The 19,139-nt window shown below is 39.6% G+C and carries 20 protein-coding genes and 2 riboswitches; of the genes, 2 read left to right on the top strand and 18 right to left on the bottom strand.

Annotated elements, in window-relative coordinates:
- Window positions 1-101: 101 nt before the first annotated feature.
- The 17 genes from sufU to BTR25_RS21475 all read right to left on the bottom strand — a co-directional run bounded on the left by sufU (window position 102) and on the right by BTR25_RS21475 (window position 17,041).
- Window positions 102-548 (bottom strand): Fe-S cluster assembly sulfur transfer protein SufU, encoded by a 447-nt coding sequence (gene sufU, locus BTR25_RS21555; protein WP_075690083.1) that lies wholly within the window; start codon window positions 546-548, stop codon window positions 102-104.
- A complete protein-coding gene (locus BTR25_RS21550; RefSeq protein WP_075690082.1) occupies window positions 538-1,767 on the bottom strand; it encodes a cysteine desulfurase in 1,230 nt (409 codons plus the stop codon). Before BTR25_RS21550 ends, sufU begins: the two co-directional genes overlap by 11 nt.
- Complete coding sequence (gene sufD, locus BTR25_RS21545) at window positions 1,767-3,077, bottom strand: Fe-S cluster assembly protein SufD (protein WP_075690081.1); 1,311 nt, start codon at window positions 3,075-3,077, stop codon at window positions 1,767-1,769. The genes BTR25_RS21550 and sufD overlap by 1 nt, the downstream gene beginning before the upstream one ends.
- A 25-nt stretch (window positions 3,078-3,102) precedes the next feature.
- Window positions 3,103-3,888 carry a Fe-S cluster assembly ATPase SufC gene (sufC, locus tag BTR25_RS21540; RefSeq protein WP_075690080.1) on the bottom strand — a complete coding sequence of 262 codons (786 nt, stop codon included), beginning with the start codon at window positions 3,886-3,888 and terminating at the stop codon, window positions 3,103-3,105.
- Window positions 3,889-4,272: 384 nt separating this feature from the next.
- The gene (locus BTR25_RS21535) at window positions 4,273-5,103 is read right to left on the bottom strand and encodes a MetQ/NlpA family ABC transporter substrate-binding protein (RefSeq protein WP_075690079.1); all 831 of its coding nucleotides are present in this window, start codon (window positions 5,101-5,103) and stop codon (window positions 4,273-4,275) included.
- Between the two features lie 16 nt (window positions 5,104-5,119).
- On the bottom strand, window positions 5,120-5,785 hold the full coding sequence (locus tag BTR25_RS21530) for a methionine ABC transporter permease (RefSeq protein WP_075690078.1): 666 nt from the start codon (window positions 5,783-5,785) through the stop codon (window positions 5,120-5,122).
- Window positions 5,778-6,803, bottom strand: coding sequence for a methionine ABC transporter ATP-binding protein (locus BTR25_RS21525; protein ID WP_075690077.1), 1,026 nt, complete (start codon window positions 6,801-6,803; stop codon window positions 5,778-5,780). Before BTR25_RS21525 ends, BTR25_RS21530 begins: the two co-directional genes overlap by 8 nt.
- A gap of 150 nt (window positions 6,804-6,953) precedes the next feature.
- A riboswitch (SAM riboswitch) is annotated at window positions 6,954-7,061 on the bottom strand.
- 128 nt (window positions 7,062-7,189) lie between these two features.
- On the bottom strand, window positions 7,190-8,506 hold the full coding sequence (locus BTR25_RS21520; RefSeq protein WP_075690076.1) for an O-acetylhomoserine aminocarboxypropyltransferase/cysteine synthase family protein: 1,317 nt from the start codon (window positions 8,504-8,506) through the stop codon (window positions 7,190-7,192).
- A 59-nt stretch (window positions 8,507-8,565) separates the two neighbouring features.
- Window positions 8,566-8,667, bottom strand: a riboswitch (SAM riboswitch).
- Between the two features lie 73 nt (window positions 8,668-8,740).
- A complete protein-coding gene (locus BTR25_RS21515) occupies window positions 8,741-9,097 on the bottom strand; it encodes a hypothetical protein (protein ID WP_075690075.1) in 357 nt (118 codons plus the stop codon).
- Window positions 9,098-9,231: 134 nt separating this feature from the next.
- Complete coding sequence (locus BTR25_RS21510; protein ID WP_075690074.1) at window positions 9,232-9,537, bottom strand: thioredoxin family protein; 306 nt, start codon at window positions 9,535-9,537, stop codon at window positions 9,232-9,234.
- Window positions 9,538-9,541: 4 nt separating this feature from the next.
- A complete protein-coding gene (locus tag BTR25_RS21505) occupies window positions 9,542-9,898 on the bottom strand; it encodes a toprim domain-containing protein (RefSeq protein ID WP_075690073.1) in 357 nt (118 codons plus the stop codon).
- A 120-nt stretch (window positions 9,899-10,018) separates the two neighbouring features.
- A complete protein-coding gene (locus tag BTR25_RS21500) occupies window positions 10,019-10,261 on the bottom strand; it encodes a YusG family protein (protein ID WP_075690072.1) in 243 nt (80 codons plus the stop codon).
- A gap of 321 nt (window positions 10,262-10,582) precedes the next feature.
- The gene (gcvH, locus tag BTR25_RS21495) at window positions 10,583-10,966 is read right to left on the bottom strand and encodes a glycine cleavage system protein GcvH (RefSeq protein WP_075690071.1); all 384 of its coding nucleotides are present in this window, start codon (window positions 10,964-10,966) and stop codon (window positions 10,583-10,585) included.
- Window positions 10,967-11,051: 85 nt separating this feature from the next.
- Window positions 11,052-11,408: an arsenate reductase family protein gene (locus BTR25_RS21490; protein WP_075690070.1), complete on the bottom strand. Its 357-nt coding sequence runs from the start codon at window positions 11,406-11,408 to the stop codon at window positions 11,052-11,054.
- A gap of 181 nt (window positions 11,409-11,589) precedes the next feature.
- Entirely contained in the window at window positions 11,590-13,374 is a 1,785-nt protein-coding gene (locus BTR25_RS21485) for an acyl-CoA dehydrogenase family protein (RefSeq protein WP_075690069.1), read from the bottom strand.
- A 54-nt stretch (window positions 13,375-13,428) separates the two neighbouring features.
- Window positions 13,429-14,604, bottom strand: coding sequence for an acetyl-CoA C-acetyltransferase (locus BTR25_RS21480; RefSeq protein ID WP_075690068.1), 1,176 nt, complete (start codon window positions 14,602-14,604; stop codon window positions 13,429-13,431).
- 49 nt (window positions 14,605-14,653) lie between these two features.
- On the bottom strand, window positions 14,654-17,041 hold the full coding sequence (locus BTR25_RS21475; RefSeq protein ID WP_075690067.1) for a 3-hydroxyacyl-CoA dehydrogenase/enoyl-CoA hydratase family protein: 2,388 nt from the start codon (window positions 17,039-17,041) through the stop codon (window positions 14,654-14,656).
- A 205-nt stretch (window positions 17,042-17,246) separates the two neighbouring features.
- Here BTR25_RS21475 and BTR25_RS21470 point away from each other — a divergent pair, with 205 nt between their 5' ends.
- Complete coding sequence (locus BTR25_RS21470; RefSeq protein WP_075690066.1) at window positions 17,247-17,381, top strand: YuzL family protein; 135 nt, start codon at window positions 17,247-17,249, stop codon at window positions 17,379-17,381.
- 186 nt (window positions 17,382-17,567) lie between these two features.
- Here BTR25_RS21470 and BTR25_RS21460 read toward each other — a convergent pair whose 3' ends face one another.
- Window positions 17,568-18,485 carry a proline dehydrogenase family protein gene (locus BTR25_RS21460; RefSeq protein WP_075690065.1) on the bottom strand — a complete coding sequence of 306 codons (918 nt, stop codon included), beginning with the start codon at window positions 18,483-18,485 and terminating at the stop codon, window positions 17,568-17,570.
- Window positions 18,486-18,958: 473 nt separating this feature from the next.
- Between BTR25_RS21460 and BTR25_RS21455 the strand changes: the two genes are divergently transcribed.
- A partial coding sequence (locus tag BTR25_RS21455) for a transposase (RefSeq protein WP_483295224.1) occupies window positions 18,959-19,139 on the top strand: 181 nt, incomplete at its 3' end.

The following is a 19,139-nucleotide window of genomic DNA, read 5'->3' as shown; positions in this document are numbered from 1 at the left end:
CTGACAGAAGGCCGCTTTTTGCCTTCCGAAGTGATTGGCTTATGACTCGAGTCCCTAGGCGCTGGAGCTGGACACAGCCACTCCTACCGCATTTTCTTCATTTATTGTTGTTCATCTTCCTTAAGACCCTTTTCCATGGCCTTCCACGCTAAAGTGGCGCATTTAATCCTGGCTGGAAATTTGGAAACACCTTGAAGAGCTTCAATATCCCCTAAATCAAGATCATCTGCATCTTCGTAGTCTTTTCCTTGTATCATATCGGAAAAAATCTTTGAAAGCTTTAAAGCTTCCTCTACGTTTTTCCCCTTAATCGCCTGGGTCATCATCGAAGCGGATGACATCGAAATCGAACAGCCCTCTCCCTCAAATTTAACATCAGTGACAATTCCATTTTGAACGTTAAACGTTAATTGAATTCTGTCACCGCAAGTGGGGTTATTCATATTAATCGTATGACTGCCATCTTCTAAAATCCCACGATTTCGGGGATTCTTATAATGATCCATTATCACCTGGCGGTAAAGTGCATCTAAATTATTAGAAGACATCGCTGAAATACTCCTTTGTTTTTACAAGTCCTTCAACAAGTTTGTCAATTTCTTCCTCCGTATTATAGAGGTAGAAGCTTGCACGGGCTGTAGCAGAAGCTTTCAGCCATCTCATTAAAGGTTGTGCGCAATGATGTCCAGCTCTGACGGCAATCCCTTCTGCGTCTAGAACGGTTGCAACATCGTGCGGATGAACATCACTAATATTAAACGTAATAAGTCCTGCCCGTTTGGCGGGATCCTTTGGTCCGTAAATCGTCATTCCTTCAACAGCTGACATCTTATCCATAGCATATGCGGCAAGCTTATGCTCATGTTCAGCAATATTGTCTAATCCAACTTGATTCAGAAAGTCAATAGCAGCACCAAGTCCAATTGCGCCGGCAATAATTGGAGTGCCTCCCTCAAACTTCCAAGGGAGTTCTTTCCAAGTTGAATCATACAATTCAACAAAATCAATCATTTCCCCGCCAAACTCAATTGGCTCCATCTTTTCAAGCAGCTGCTTCTTTCCATAAAGGACGCCGATTCCAGTAGGGCCACACATTTTATGACCCGAGAAAGCTAAGAAATCACAATCCAGGTCTTGGACATCAATCCTCATGTGCGGTGCACTCTGGGCAGCATCAACTACCATAACCGCGCCATTTTCATGAGCAATCTCCGCAAGCTCTTTAATGGGATTGATTACGCCTAATACATTCGAAACCTGCATCACCGATACTACTTTTGTGTTCTCGGTAATCGTTGCACGGGCGTTGTCAAGTGAGAGTGTGCCATCTTCCTGTAATGGGATATATTTTAACTGTGCACCGGTTCTCTTAGCCACTTGCTGCCATGGGATGATATTACTATGATGCTCCATATAGGTAATCACAATTTCATCTCCAGCTTTTAAATTTGCCGCAGCATAGCTTGCTGCGACAGTATTTAAAGCTGTTGTCGTCCCTTTTGTAAAGATAATCTCTTGTGTGGACTTTGCATTTATAAATTTACGAACCTTTTCCCTTGAACCCTCGTAAGCATCTGTTGCACGTGTACCTAATGTATGAACACCACGATGGACATTGGAATTGATTTCTTTATAATATTTTTCCATTGTTTCAATTACTTGAATAGGCTTTTGGGATGTTGCAGAACTATCCAAGTAAACTAGAGGATGACCATTTACTTCTTGGGTTAGAATTGGAAATTGTTTGCGAATATCCTGGATATTCATTAGCGTACTTTCCTCTCGATCACTTCTGTTAGCTGCTTTTTAACTCCTTCAATTGGCAGTTGATTAACCACTGGAGCTAAGAAGCCATGAATAACTAAACGTTCCGCTTCTTTCTTAGGAATACCACGGCTCATTAGGTAGTAAAGCTGTATTGGATCAACACGTCCTACTGATGCAGCGTGGCCTGCCGTTACGTCATCTTCATCAATTAAAAGTATTGGATTGGCATCACCGCGGGCCTTTTCGCTCAGCATAAGGACACGAGATTCCTGCACAGCATTGGACTTTGAAGCACCATGTTCGATTTTTCCAATACCATTGAAAATTGAAGAAGCACTATCTTTCATTACACCGTGCTTTAAGATATATCCTTCAGTATGCTTTCCAAAGTGTACAATACTTGTTGTAAAGTTCTGAGTCTGATCTCCACGTCCTACCACAACGGTTTTCGTGTCTCCAATAGCACCGTCACCGATCAGATTAGTAGTGTTCTCAGAAATCGTATTACCTTCATTCATTAACCCAAGTGCCCATTCAATACGAGCATCTCTGCCAGCTATTCCACGCCGGTTAACATATGTTGTAATGCCTTTAGCAAGATTGTCAACAGCACCGTATTGTACTCTTGCATTTGCTTTCGCGATCACTTCTGTCACGATATTTACGACACTATTAGCTGCATCCACGGTAGATATATAATTTTCAACATAAGTTACAGAGCTGTTGTCATCTGCAACAACAATCACATGATTGAAAAGGCTCGCTTCCACATCATCGTGCAAATATACAGCTTGAATTGGATCAGCAATTTCTACATTTTTCGGGATGTATAGAAATGCTCCCCCGTTTACAAGTGCTGCATGTAATGCTGCTAAACGATGTTCATCCACCTTAACAGCTTCCGTCATGAAATATTTCTCAACGAGTGCGCTGTGTTCCTTGATTGCTGTAAAAATATCTGTAAACACCACACCTTTTCCTTTTAGCTCTTCTGTTAGAGTTAAAAAGGCAGGGGTTTGGTTTCGTTGGATATATAAATTGTTATTTACCGCATCAATATCGACTAATGCTTTCACTTCCGCTGGTAATTCAGAAAGGGCAGTGAAAGGCTCGCTTTTTACGGTATGTTGAGTGAATTTTGTGAAATTCCACTTATCAATTTTCGTTTTATCCGGTCTTGGCATAGGAAGTGTTTCACTCTTTTCCAATGCTGTTAATCGGAGTTCTTTAAACCAAGCAGGTTCGTTCATTTCTTCGGAGAAGGAACGAACATTTTCCTTATCAAACGGTAGTTTCGTTTCTGTTGTCATTGTAATCCCTCCTAACACTCAAACTTTACGCTTCTTGCCCAACTGTTTCATCTTCAATTCCTAACTCTTGCTTGATCCAGTCATATCCTTCTGCTTCTAAGCGTTGTGCTAGCTCCGCCCCGCCAGATTTTACCACACGGCCTTGCATCATCACGTGTACATGGTCAGGAGTGATGTAGTTTAACAGGCGTTGATAGTGAGTAATAATTAAACAACCGAATTCTTCCCCACGCATTTGATTGATCCCTTTAGAAACAACCTTTAAAGCATCAATATCCAAACCAGAGTCAATTTCGTCCAGAATGGCCATTTTCGGTTCAAGCATCATTAATTGAAGGATTTCGTTACGCTTCTTCTCTCCGCCTGAGAAACCTTCATTTAAATAGCGTTGCGCCATATCTAAATCCATTTCAAGATATTCCATTTGCTTATCCATTTTTCGGATGAATTTCATTAATGAAATTTCGTTACCTTCGCCAAGACGGCTATTAAGAGCTGAACGTAAAAAATCAGCGTTAGTTACACCGTTAATTTCACTTGGATATTGCATTGCCAAGAAAAGACCGGCACGAGCACGCTCATCGACTTCCATTTCAAGAACGTCTTCGCCGTCTAGAGTAATGGTTCCGCTAGTAACTTCGTACTTTGGATGCCCCATAATCGCAGAAGATAAGGTGGATTTTCCGGTTCCGTTTGGTCCCATGATTGCATGGATTTCTCCACCTTTAATTTCAAGGTTTACACCCTTTAAAATTTCTTTCCCATCAATTGCTACATGTAAATCTTTGATTGTTAAAGTTGACCCAGCCATGTTTATACCTCCGCAAAGAAAGTTTTGTATCTTGAAGATCAAAAAAGTATTGATCTCAACTTCCATTCTCATTTTATTCTCATTACAATCTTATAACAAATCGTATTTGTTAGCAACTCTTATGCAGTAATAACCGTAGTGATAAGAGTTCTCATTTTCACTTAACATCATCCAACTGAGAATAACTCGTTTATTATTTGTATGCCTTTTTTGTGTACAGCTTTATGTATAAACATACTTTAAAAATGATACCTTATTTTTCACTTTTTTGCCATGTTCATACTTATATATTTCTTACCCTATTTTCACCTATTAAATTGATTCAATGTACTTTTAGGCAAAAAAGAGAGTCAGTAGATTTTCCACTGACTCTCTACATATATATTATTCAGATACGGTTACTACAGCACCTTTGTATTTTTCACGGATGAAGTCCTGGATTTCCTTTGATTTAAGAACTTCAACAAGTGCCTTGATTTCTTCTCGGTCTTTATCCTCTGAACGAACGACAACAAGGTTTGCCGGTACAACGTCATCACCTTCGAAAGCAATTCCATACTTACCGATATCAACATTTCCTTCTAGTGCGTAGTTTGTATTAATTACGACCGCGTCACCTTCACCACTTTCAAAAGAAGTAGCTAATAACTTTGCTTCAATTAAAGTTGAGAAATCAAGGTTCTTTGGATTTTCAACAATATCCTCGACCCTAGCATTTGCGCCTACGCCTTCTTTAAGCTTAATTAAACCTTCTTTTTCAAAAATTGGTAAAATACGTCCATGGTCACTTAGGGAATCACTCATAATGATTTTAGCGCCATTTGGAAGATCTTTTAAGCTTTTATAATTCTTAGAATAAATGCCGATAGGTTCTTTATGAATATCACCAACACTTACAAAATCAAAATCCTTATTTTCTTCCATTTGCATTGCTAAGTATCCTGGTGTTTGGAAGTAGTTAGCATCAAGATCCTTATCCCTTAAAGTTACGTTTGGAAGGATATAGTCTTGAAAAACCTGTACTTCTAAATCGATGCCTTTTTCCTTTAATAATGGTTTTGCCGCTTCGAGTACTTCTGCATGTGGTACAGCAGATGCACCAACGATTAATTTTTTGTTACCTGTTGTTTCTGAAGAATTGTCTTTTTCACCAGCACATGCAGTTAATGCAATTGCTAAAATTGCTAATAAAATAAAACGAAATACTTTTTTCATCCTCTAATTCCTCCTGTTATCGTTTATCAGTTTTCTTTGTAAAATAATCTCCAATAAATTGGATGATAAAAACCAAGATTAAAATCGCGATTGTTGCAACTAAGGTAACGATTGGTCTGTTTCGCTGGAAACCTTCCAGGTAGGCAAAATGTCCGAGACCACCAGCTCCAATAACGCCGGCCATTGCTGTAAAGCTGACTAGAGAAATAGCTGTCACTGTGATTCCTGAAATTAATGCCGGTAAGGATTCCGGTATTAAAACTTTAAAAATGATTTGTCCATTTGTTGCTCCCATCGATTGTGATGCCTCAATAACACCTTTATCGATTTCCCTAAGTGCAATCTCTACCATGCGTGCATAAAAAGGAGCTGCACCAATAATTAGCGCCGGTAGGGCAGCATTTGCACCAAGGATAGTGCCAAGTAAAAATTTTGTAAATGGAATTAATAGTACAATTAATATGATAAAAGGGATAGATCTAAAAATATTTACAAATCCTGCAATAAGGACATTTACCGGCTTATTTGCCCATATGTTCCCTTTATCCGTTAAAAATAATAACAGACCCAAAAGTAATCCTAAAACAAAGGTGGCAAACACAGAAATGGAAGTCATATACAAGGTTTCACGTGTTGCCTCTAATAAATTTTCCCATTTTACCGTTTCTAAAATGTTAGCCATTACTGATCACCTCCACGCCAACTTGTTGAGAGTGAATATAATCGATGGCTTTCTGTATTTCACGGAGTTCCCCGTCCAAGTGGATAAATAATGTTCCGTATGATCCGTTTTGGGTGTGTGAAATCTTCCCTTGGAGAATATTGACTATAACATCAAAGTCACGAATAATATGGTTGATTAATGGCTTTTCTGTTACTTCCCCGACGAATGAAAGCTGAACTATTTTCCCATGGGTATAAAGTTCAAGTAGATGTCCAATTGTTTCTTTTGTTTCTTCAGTTTCCGTAACCTGCTCGACAAATCGTTTCGTAATCTGCTGTTGAGGATTTTTAAACACCTCTAACACCTTTCCAAGCTCGACAATTCTACCACTTTCCATAACTGCTACTCGGTGGCAGATTTTCCGGATAACATGCATTTCATGTGTAATTAACACAATTGTTAGACCCAATCTTTTGTTTATATCTACTAACAATTCCAAAATGGATTCAGTTGTTTGCGGGTCGAGAGCAGATGTTGCTTCATCACAAAGCAAAACCTTCGGATTATTCGCAAGTGCCCTAGCGATCCCTACCCGTTGCTTCTGTCCGCCACTTAGTTGGGAGGGATAAGCATTTTCTCTGCCTTCTAGTCCAACTAGTTTGATTAATTCACTTACCCGTTTCTGTCTCTCAGGTCCTTTGACACCAGAAATCTCAAGCGGAAATGCTATATTTTCAGTTACTGTTCTAGACCAGAGTAGGTTGAAATGTTGAAAAATCATACTAATTTCCTGACGTGCTTTGCGCAGCTCACTGCCTTTTATCTTAGATATAACTCGGCCAGCTACGGTAACAGAACCTTCAGTTGGAAGTTCAAGCCCATTCAGCATCCGAATTAATGTACTTTTACCAGCACCACTATACCCGATTACCCCAAAAATTTCGCCCTGATTTATTTCTAAGTTCACATCATCAACAGCTTTTAGCTGTCCATGTTTACCGGGAAAAACTTTTTGGGCACCCTTTATCGTAATCATGCATTCACCTTCTTTTTACCGTTTTATCAAGCTTCGTCCATATAGTATTTATTGAATATAGGGTTTGATTGTTTTCACAAAAACATTCTTATACTAGAAAAGTAAAATGCCCCTCTGCGCAGGCAGAAAGGCATTGTTAATTAGACCTTTCTCCCATCTCCCAAAGCACAAAGCTTTGTGTGAATTGGCACCATTTCAATTTACATTGACGGTTGCCGGGCTTCATCGGGCACATCCCTCCACCTCTCTTGATAAGAGCTATAGCATACTATATTCAATTAATACGTTCACTAATTAAAGTAATATTTAAATCAACGAAAGCAATCGTAACACGGATAAAAAAAGGTGTCAACGGAAATATTCAAATGACACACTTTTAGCAAATTTTAAGCTTTTGCTTTAAGAGAAGCAATACCAGTGGCCGTTTCAATTGCTGCTTCTAAGTCTTCAATCAGGTCCTCAACATTTTCGATCCCGATTGAAAGGCGAACTAAGTCTTCTGATACTCCAGAAGCCTTTAAACCTTCTTCATCTAATTGCTGATGTGTAGTGCTTGCCGGGTGAATAATTAAACTCTTTGCATCACCAACATTGGCAACATGGGCAAAAAGGGAAATAGAATCAATTAACTTAGCTCCTGCATCTCGTCCGCCTTTAATCCCAAATACTATGACAGAACCTGCTCCTTTTGACAAATATTTCTCAGTAAGCGGGTAGTCAGGATGTGAACGATGTCCAGGATATGAAACCCACTCAACAGCAGGATGATTAACTAAGTAATCAACAACCTGCTTTGTGTTAGCTACATGCTCTTTCATCCGCACATGAAGGGTTTCAAGTCCAAGTATAAATTGAAAGGCGTTTTGTGGACTTAATGCAGGCCCTAAATCTCTTAAAAGCTGTACACGTGCCTTAATTATATAGGCAACCGCACCTAAGGCTTCTGCGTAGACAAGATTATGGTAACTTGGATCAGGTGTAGTGAATCCTGGAAACTTAGCTGAATTCCAATCAAATTTTCCAGCATCAACAATAACTCCACCTAAAGTTGTACCATTTCCGAGAAGCCATTTTGTAGCTGAATGGATGACAATATCTGCTCCATATTCAATCGGTCTGCACAAATACGGTGTAGCAAATGTGTTATCAATGATTAACGGGATCCCTGCTTCATGTGCAATTTCAGCTACCTTTTCAATATCAAGAACCCGTAAGCTTGGGTTCCCAATTGTTTCAGCAAACACGGCCTTTGTCTTTTCGTTAATAGCCGCACGGAAGTTTTCTGGATTTTCAGGGTCTACGAACGTAACTTTAATGCCGTATTTCGGAAGAGTGACGGCAAATAAATTATATGTCCCTCCATACAATGTGGAAGCGGATACAATTTCATCACCGGCTTCAGCGATATTTAGGATGGCAAGTGTAATCGCTGCCATTCCACTTGCAACCGCTAATGCACCTACTCCACCCTCTAACAATGCAATTCTATCTTCAAAAACGGTAACTGTTGGGTTATGAATCCGCGTATATATGTAGCCTGGTTCCTTTAAACCAAATAAATTAGCAGCGTGTTCTGTATTTTTAAATTGGTAGGCATTATTCTGGTAGATTGGTACAGCACGAGCTCCTGTTACAGGATCGGGTGATAACCCGCCATGGACACCTAATGTTTCAAAACGATAATTTTTTTGATTTTCTCCCATACTAACACTCCTTCTAAATAAAATAAAAAATCCTCTTCAAAAGAAGAGGGATTAGGCTCTTCTTATCGGCCAGAGACTTTGCTCTGCTGGAATTAGCACCGTGTTGTTAAACCGGTTGCCGGGCATCGTCGGGCCAGTCCCTCCGCCTCTCTGGATAAGAGTTTATTGAATTGATAGAAATTTCACGATATTAAAAAAATGATACACTAAAGCAATAAAATCAGTCAATAGATTTTAGGAAATTATTTCCGTTTGTTGGTGCTCAGGTGCCAAATAAAAAATTGATTCCAACAATAGTACAGTCCTAAAAGAAGCAGTGACCTTTAGCTGTCCATTTTTATAAAGGCGTCTGAGGCTGTCTCTGCCTTCAAGTAATTCTTGGATAGCCTTCTTATTACCAGATATCTGACAATCAACCAATTTATTCAGATCTTTATCAATTAATATCGCAGTTCCACGATGAAATGCCACGAAAATCGAATCTTCACCTATACAAAATTTTACCGAAAGCTTCTCTGCGTGATCTATCAAGCGAAGTACATGCTTACGCTCGTTAAGCGTTTTTAAGAAGTTATGTAAAGTGTCTTTCATACCGTTCACCTCAATTTACTGACTATCCTTATATATTCAGTAAATTGCTAAAAATTCCTGTAACATTTGGTCGACAAATAACTGCTTCTTTTTTACAAAAAAAGCAGATGCAAAAAAATTGCACCAGCCTTTAATTACCAATATTGTTTTATCTTATCGAGCAAATAAGGTACTGAATGAAAGGCATAGATTGTTTCTTTAACTTCACCATTTTGTAAAAAAATCAGACATGGGACACTTTCAATACTAAGGTTCTTAGCTACTTCAGGATAGAAATTTAAATTCATTTTTCCTATTTTAACATCAACCATTTGAATGATGATATTAAGCATTCTTGACGCCACCTGACACGTACCACAAATAGGTGTATAAAAATAAACTAAACCTGAGAAATTAGAATTTGTTGCGGTTAAAAATTCATCACGGCTCCACTCATCCATCGCTTTAGCCCATTTCCAGAAACTCAGCGTGAACATCCATATTCGCTCCGATTAGAACGGTAGCAAGATGTTTAACTGGTGCGGTTGCCACTTCCCGATACATGCGATCGATGTAAAGATGTTCCGCCAAAGGAAATTCCCTTTTTAATTGTTTTCTCAGTTTTTCCCCAGCATCATCTGCATCTACCAGGATATAGACCTCCTTGTCTTCAAGGAAATCAATTAGTTCATCCAGCTTGGTCATACTAATGGTCCCATTTGTACAAATAATTTCGATTGGATCCTTCAGTATGCTTTTAACTTTCGTCTTATCCGATTTTCCTTCTACAATAAGAACCTTATCACCGTACGAGTCATTCATGATTCATCACCTATATAAAGAAGTCGTTTTATTAATGTTAACATATTCCAAAGTATAAATAACGTGTTAAGGTATATTTGCTTACACAATAATATATTTTTGTTTGCTCCCACAAAGTGGCTAACACCAACCGCCATCATCACAATCGGTATACTTCGCATCTGGCTGTTCTGTGACCGTTACATGTTGGTAGATTTTCTTTTGTTCAACCTCAAAATGGTGATCAAGCTGAACCTCCATATCATTATTCGGAATTGTAATCTTTCCTATTGGTGTATTCTCAAGGTATAATTCAATTTCGCCATTTTTCATTTTTCCGATTACTCGATCTGTTACATCAATCTTTTGCTTTTTAAGGCTCATGTATGTTTCACCCTTTACACTGAATTTTATTATAGTGTCCCCTTAATAGAAGAAGGAAAGCGAAAACATTTTTCCATATCTGATGACTGGTTTTAATGGACAGAGAAGAGGCTGAATTTGAGGCTATTGTCCTATTGGGTGCCTCTATTGGACAAACTGCCGCTGTTATAGTGAACCTCTGTCCGATTGAAAGCCTCTATCGGACAAACTGCCGCTAGTTTAGTGGTCCGCTATCCGATTGAATGCTGTTGGTGATTATTAATGATACGCTAAAAAAGGTATAATCCTTCTGATATGGGATTATACCTTTTCTGCTCTATTTTAGTCTTCTTTAACCATTTCTTCGTATTGTTCTGCAGTCATTAGGTTTTCTAATTCGCTGCGGTCAGATGGTTCTATGACAATCATCCATGCTTTTTCATATGGGGAATCATTAACAAACTCAGGGCTGTCATTTAAATCTTCATTAACCTCTACCACTTTCCCGCTAACTGGTGCGTAAAGCTCAGAAACGGTCTTTACTGATTCAACGCTGCCGAATGGCTCATCTGCAGTTACTTCATCGCCAACTTCTGGAAGCTCAACGAAAACGATGTCACCCAACTCAGACTGAGCAAAGTGTGTAATCCCTACACGAAGCTTTTCTCCTTCTTCTTTTACCCATTCATGCTCTTCAGAATAACGCAATTCCTTTGGTGTAGTCATGAAAAAATCCCTCCATTATCTTTTTAAAATTTATCATCGATATGATCGATTAACACATTTAGTTTTGTGTGAAGTAAGTAAAGACCTACAGCCACATTTTCTCATACTCTTCTTCTTTAAAACCAACTGTTACCTTAACCCCATCTGTTAAGAGTGGCCGTTTAAGTAACATCCCATCAGTAGCAAGTACATCTAGGAGTTCATCATCGGAAGCAGACTTTATTTTATCTTTAATGCCTAGTTCACGATATTTTTGGCCGCTTGTATTAAAAAACTTCTTTAATTCGAGACCGCTGGTTTTATAAAATCCTTGCAGCTCCTCCCGAGATGGAGGGTTCTCAACAATATGTACTTCCTTATAGGAAAGATGATGATCATCCAGCCATTTCTTTGCTTTCCGACATGTACCACATTTGGGATACCAGTAAAAAGTTAAAGCCATCTGTTTCACCGCCCTTTGCCCTTCTATTCCTTGACGTTACAGCGTCACTTGAATCTTACCATAACGAGAAATAATAGTAAAAATTGTACATTTTAGAGATTCGACTAATTTCGCAAAAATTCCTGCTGCTGAAACAAAAAAACAGGCTCCTGATTTCATCTAGGAGCCTGAGTATTAAAAATTAAACAATATACCGTTCCGCTTCAATTAAGACATCTGCGGCTTCACGTTTCTTCGCAATCACGTTAATAGGTGTATGACGAGTAAATTTACGAAGTGAAGAAAGCATCATGCGCAGTGTATCACCCTGCTCGATTGCAACCAATGATTCTTTTGCGATCGCTTCAATTTGATTGAACGCCTCTTGACAGAAAATTTGCGTATAAAGAAGCTTTTGTTTATTTTTTTCTAATCCAGTGTTCGCAATAGCTTTTTCAGTACGTAAAACAGAGGATTCCATAGCATAAACGTATGAAATAATATCTGCGACATTAGCTAAAATTTCCTGCTCTTTTTCAAGCGCCTTGCCAAATTTCTGTGCTGCTAACCCTGTAGATAGAAGGGCTATTTTCTTTGCATTTCTCACAAGATACTTTTCTTGGGCAAGTGGTTCGTCACCTGGTTCCTCCGGCATTAGCATCATGAGTTCTTCCTGCAGCGCCATTGCCTTTTGGAAAAGCGGCAACTCACCTTTAAATGCTTTCTTCAGTAAAGTACCTGGAACAAGGAGGCGGTTGATTTCGTTTGTACCTTCAAAGATTCGTTGAATACGGGCATCACGGTATGCTCTTTCAATTGGGTATTCCTGCATGAACCCATATCCGCCATGAATTTGAACACCTTCATCAGTTACATGTGCCAATACTTCACTACAGAAAAATTTATTTAATGAACACTCAATCGCATACTCTGCAATGGAGTTTGCAACCAGCTTAATATCCTTTTCTTCCTCTGTTGTAAGCTTACCTTGGTGATCTTCATATAAACCAATGGTCCGGTATACAGAGCTCTCAGCAGCATAAATCTCTGCAGCCAATGTCCCAAACTTTTCTTTTGTTAAGTTAAATTGAGAGATTGGTGTTTTAAACTGTTGGCGTCCGTTTGCATATTTAACCGTTATTTCAAGCGCTTTCTTTGAACCACCGACACTTCCGACAGCCAGCTTATAGCGACCGATATTAAGGATGTTAAAAGCAATCACGTGACCTTTTCCAATTTCTCCTAATAAATTTTCTACTGGAACGGCTACGTCTTCTAAAATAAGTGTACGAGTAGATGAACTCTTGATTCCCATTTTCTTTTCTTCAGCACCTGTTGAAACCCCAGGGAAATCACGATCAACAATGAATGCAGTAAACTGCTCTCCATCAATTTTTGCATACACCACAAAAACATCTGCAAATCCTGCATTTGTAATCCATTGCTTTTCCCCGTTCAGAATGTAGTGAGTGCCTTCAGCATTTAGTTTAGCTGTCGTTTTAGCTCCAAGAGCATCAGAGCCTGATCCTGGCTCAGTTAAAGCATAGGCAGCAAGTTTTTCACCTGATGCTAATGCAGGTAAATATCTCTTCTTTTGTTCTTCATTCCCAAATAACACAATCGGTAATGATCCAATTCCAACGTGTGCACCATGGGAAAGAGAAAATCCAGCGCCGCCCGCCATTTTTTCAGTTAATAGAGAAGAAGTGATTTTATCCAAGCCTAGGCCATCATATTCTTCAGGTACGTCAGCAGCTAATAGACCAAGGTCCCCTGCTTGCTTTAGAAGCTTTACGGTACGGTCAAATTCATGGTTTTCTAAGTGCTCGATTTGTGGAACGACTTCTTTTTCAACAAAGTCTTCTGCTGTTTTAGCAATCATTAAATGTTCTTCTGTGAAATCCTCTGGTGTGAAAAGTTGATTATATGAAATATCTTCAATTAAAAAGCTTCCACCTTTTATGATTTTATCCGTTTGCTGTGCCATTTTAGTTTCCTCCTAATTTGTTATTTGGGGGTTGGAATCCCCCCTTTGATTCGCTTAAAGTAATTCAAATACGCCGGCTGCTCCCATTCCGCCGCCGATACACATGGTGACCACACCGAATTGTTGTTTTTTGCGCTGCAGCTCATGTATTAGAGATAATGTCAGCTTTGCACCTGTACAGCCTAGAGGGTGTCCAAGAGCGATTGCTCCACCATTAACATTTACTTTTTCTTCATCGAGACCAAGCTCACGAATCACTTGGATGGATTGCGATGCAAATGCTTCATTTAATTCAAATAAGCTGATGTCGGATACCTCTAAGCCAGCAAGCTTCAATGCTTTTGGTACTGCCACAACCGGTCCAACGCCCATTATTTCAGGCGGAACACCGCCAACAGCAAAGGATCTGAATTTGGCAAGCGGCTTTAATCCAAGTGATTCCGCTTTCTCGCGGTCCATGATCATGACAACAGCAGCTCCATCGCTTGTCTGTGAAGCATTACCTGCTGTCACTGTACCCGTTACTGAAAATGCAGGACGAAGACGAGCTAACCCCTGCATGCTCGTATCAGGACGGACCCCTTCGTCTTGAGAGAACAGAAAAGTTCGTTCATCAAGCTTGTTGTCCTTCCCTACAAAACGGTTGGTTACGCTAACAGGCACAATCTCATCAACGAATTTCCCCTCTTGTATCGCTTTAAACGCACGCTGATGACTTCTTACCGCAAAAGCATCTTGTTCTTCACGTGTTATACCGTATTTCTTTGCAACAGCCTCCGCTGTATGCCCCATACCCATATAATATTCAGGCGCACTTTCTACTAACTTTGCGTTCGGTCGAAGCACGTGGCCGCCCATAGGCAGTAAACTCATTGATTCAGCACCACCTGCAATCGCGGTGTCTGTATGACCAAGCATAATCGATTGAGCTGCATAAGCAATTGTCTGCAGACCGGATGAACAGTAACGGTTTACCGTTACTGCAGGGACCGTATGGGGCAACCCTGCTAATGCGCCAATGTTGCGAGCCATATTCATCCCTTGTTCTGCTTCAGGTGCTGCACAGCCAATAATTAAATCATCAATATTGCCTTCGTAATTTCCGGCACGCTTTAATGTTTCTCTAACAACCAATGCTCCTAAATCATCAGGACGAACTTGGGCAAGCGATCCCTTCTTTGCCTTACCTACCGGGGTTCTTGCACCGGCTACGATTACCGCTTCTCTCATAAACGTTCCCTCACTTTCTACTATATTTTGAATAAAACAATCTATGAGTCTAGTTACGTAATGGTTTACCTTTTACCAGCATGTGCTGCATGCGCTGCTGGGTCTTTAGTTCGCCAATTAAGCTTAGGAAGGCTTCTCTTTCAAGATTTAATAAATATTGTTCATCCACTTCTGTTCCATATGGCACTCTGCCTCCAGCAATGACAAACGCGACCTTCTTAGCAATCTTTAAATCATATTCAGAGATATACCCTGACAATTTCATTCCTTCTGCACCTAATAATAAAGTTGCATACCCAGTTTCACCTACTACTGGAATACTTCTCTTTACTTTTGGTCTGTATCCTTGTTCGTGAAGAGCGAGAACTGCCTGCTTTGCATCATATAATAAGTGGTCGCCGTTCACACTAACACCATCCGCTAAGCCTAAGAAATTATTTTCACGCGCTTCTGCTCCTGATGTTGATACCTTCGCAGTGGCAATTGATTCAAACACTTTATTGGCTACGGCTTGAAGGTCAACAGGCACACCATTTGGCAGCCCTTCTAAATGCTTAATGTACAATTCCTTGTTACCGCCGCCGCCAGGAAGTAAGCCTACACCTACTTCTACTAGACCCATATAAGTCTCTGCAGAGGCTTGGATATGTGCAGCCGGCAGACAAACCTCTGCTCCGCCTCCCAATGTCATTCCAAACGGTGCAGCAACAACTGGTTTCGCACTGTATTTAATTTTCATCATCGCATTTTGGAAATGACGGATCACCATATCAAGTTCGATAATGTTATCATCCTGCGCTTCCAATAACATCATCGCGAGATTGGCACCTACACAGAAGTTCTTACCCTGGTTTCCGATGACAAGACCCTTATAGTTCTTTTCAACTTCATCAACGGCAAAGTTTATCATTTGGATAATATCTAGACCAATTGAATTATTAGGAGAGTGAAATTCAAGGAGTGCTACTCCATCACCTAAATCAACTAAGCTGGCCCCGTTATTCTTTTTAATAACACCCTTTTGCTTCTTTAATTGTTTCAGATTAATGGCCTTTGGATTACTCTCTACTAAACGGTATTCTCCATCTTTGTAGAAGAATTGTTCTCCATTTTCTTCAATGTAAAAAGATTGATGGCCCTTCTCTAGCATGTCAGTTACCCAAACTGGCACCTCTAAACCGTCAGCCTGCATTTTCTGCATTGATTTTTCAAGACCGATCGCATCCCATGTTTCAAAAGGTCCCATTTCCCAGCCAAAGCCCCATTTCATGGCACGGTCTATTGAAACGATATCATCAGCAATTGCACCTAAAAGCTGGGCAGCATAAACAAGAGACTGGCTAGTCGTATTCCATAAGAATTGTCCAGCACGGTCATTAGCAAATACAAGCGCTTTCATTTTGTTTGCAGTTCCTTTTTCCTGCTTACTCAATTCAACAGCCGGTGTAGAAAGCTTCTTGCGTGGGCCATACTCTAATGTATTTGGATCCAATTCCAGGATTTCTTTGCCCTTTTTCAGGAAGAAGCCCTGGCCAGATTTACTGCCGATCCAGCCGTTCTCAATCATCTTTTTCATAAAGGCTGGTACTTCAAAAACTTCCTTCTCTTTGCCCGTCACCTTTTCATATACGTTGCCTGCCACATGAGCAAATGTATCTAACCCTACCACATCAAGGGTTCTAAATGTAGCACTTGATGCCCTGCCAATTAAGGGACCGGTAATGGAATCAATTTCTCCGACACTATAACCGCCTTTAAGCATTTCTTGAACGGTAATTAAAAGTCCATACGTACCTATACGGTTCGCGATAAAGTTCGGAGTATCCTTTGCGACAACAACACCCTTACCTAAAACGTCTTCACCAAATCTTTTCATGAATAAAAGGACTTCTGGGTCAGTATATTGAGTAGGAATAACCTCGAGCAATTTAAGGTAACGTGGCGGGTTAAAGAAATGAGTGCCGAGGAAGTGCTTTTTAAAGTCCTCAGACCTGCCCTCTACCATTTCTTCTACAGAGATTCCAGATGTATTGGAGCTAATAATACTGCCTGGCTTACGGTATTGTTCAACCTTTTCAAAAACCTGCTGTTTCACACTTAGATTTTCAACGACAACTTCAATTACCCAGTCAACTTCGCTAAGTTTATTTAAATCATCTTCAAGGTTTCCCGCTTCAATGAGAGCTAAATTTTTCTTTACAGCAAGCGGCGCTGGCTTTTGCTTTAGTAATTTTTGAATCGAGGATGCACTGATTCGATTCCGAACCTGTTTATCTGCTAACGTTAATCCTTTTTCTTCTTCTTCTTTTGTTAGTTCGCGTGGCACAATATCCAATAGTAATGTTGGGATACCGATATTCGCTAGGTGGGCAGCAATCCCCGAGCCCATAACTCCTGATCCAAGTACAGCTGCTTTTTTAATTAATTGGTTCACCATTGTCTCCCCCTTCAGAAACATTTGAATGAATGCTCATTCATTTTTATTCCAAAAAAAATCCGCTTATGAATGAGTTACTACTATTTACTATAGAATATTTCAAAAATTTGCGCAATCATTAAACGCGGAAAATTGAAATTTTTTTGAACATTTAATTTAAACATAATTTTATTTATTAGGGAATCCTATATTCGAGGTGATGAAAATGGGCAAAGTGAAGAAAGACCCTTCTAGAGCAGGGGTTAGTGCTGCAAGCGTCCAAGGAGATGCTGGACCTGGCGGAGAAAACAAGGGCGGCAAAAACAAAGTCAATAGCCAAAATAACCAGTATAAACGATGAAAAAACAGGCTTTTAGGCCTGTTTTTCATTTATCCCGCATTAACGGGCAGTAAGACCCCCACCTCAAGATTATGAGTGAAAACGAGAAAGTCTAGGTGGGGGATAACTGCCCGTAAAAGCCCGATAAGTTCAACTAACCATCAGTGGGGGATGAAGAAAACCCCCACTGATGGAAGTTTCACTTTATTACTTCTTAAACATTCCTTTTAACACGAACCATACATTTGCTGGGCGCTCTGCTAACCGGCGCATAAAATAGCCGTACCAATCATTTCCGAATGGCACATAAACCCGGAAGGTGTAGCCTTCTTTAACCAATTCAATATGTCTCTCAGAGCGGATGCCGTAGAGCATTTGAAACTCAAACTGATCTCTAGGAATCTTAAATTCTTTCTCTATTTGCTTTGTATATTGAATCATTGCCTCATCATGGGACGCAATGGCAGTGTAGTTTCCATTTAGCATGTGCTTTTTTATAATTTTTTTATAATTTTCATCTACATCCTTCTTTTCCGGGAAGGCTACCTCTGGGGATTCTTTGTATGCTCCCTTAACAAGTCGAAGGTTTGGATGATAGCTATTTAAGTCGTCTATGTCAGCTTCCACACGATATAAATAAGCTTGAAGAACGGTTCCGACATGATCATAGTCCTCCCGGAGTTCTTTGAAGATATCAATTGTTTTTTGACAGCGCTCGTAATCTTCCATATCAATCGTTACAAAAACATTATATTCTTTTGCAGCATCAAGGATTCGGCGCATATTTTTCATCACAAGCTCATCAGAAATATCCAGACCCATAGAAGTCATTTTTAATGATAGCTGCGAATTTAATTTCTCACAGCCAATGGCCTTGATGGCTTCAATAGAGTGGTCTGTTCTTTCAATTGCTTCTTTTTCGTTATCAACAAATTCTCCTAAATAATCAATTGTCACTGCAAGACCTTTACTATTTAGCTCTTTTATTAATTTAACAGTCTGCTCAATCGTTTCACCTGCGACAAAGCGTGAAGCTCCGAAACGCAACCCATACTTCCTGGCAGCCTTTGTTAGTGTTTTATTTTGTGATAAAAAAAGAAAGAAGTTTTTCATGATCTGTTCCATTCTAATTCCCCCTTGTAAACGTTAACAAAAAAGTTCTCCTCTATATTTTGCCCGTGACCATTTTATATTTTATCATCTTAATTACTTTTTGAATATAACTTTAAAACCAAATTTCCCATACTACTCTATCGGTATTCAGGCAGCTATTAATTGGTTAAAAAACGGCACAAAAATAACATCGAAGTCTCTTCGATGTTCAGATTGTCGAGAAAGGGTAGTTTTCTCGGCAATTTTTCATTTTGTTTGATTTAAAAATTGATTGTTTTTGATTTAATTGCCTATGTACCAAGGCCTGTTGATTTCCCCTCCAGGTGCTTCGCTTTCCGCGGGCGTGCCGGGGAGCCTCCTCGTCGCTACGTGGAGGGCACTGAAAAAGTCCTTTGTTTTGAGGCAGTTGAAGGTTGATTTTATCAACCCTTCAACTGCTTTTTATTTTATAATTAAGGTAACAAGACTTTAAAGGTGGTACCGAAATGATTTCCTTTCAAGATTCATTCAATCTTAGCCCATATATAGGAATTTATGATCTCATTGTTCCAAAAGATAATATGCTTCGCCAAATTAAAGAACTAGTCGACTTTTCATTCATAATTGAAGAATTAAAAGATAAATATTGTCTGGATAACGGTCGCAATGCCGTGCCACCAATTCGAA

Source organism: Bacillus sp. MRMR6, from assembly GCF_001940785.1.
GTDB lineage: Bacteria > Bacillota > Bacilli > Bacillales > Cytobacillaceae > Neobacillus.
Note: the sequence above shows the minus strand (reverse complement) of the source record. Positions and strands in the feature narration are given on the sequence as shown.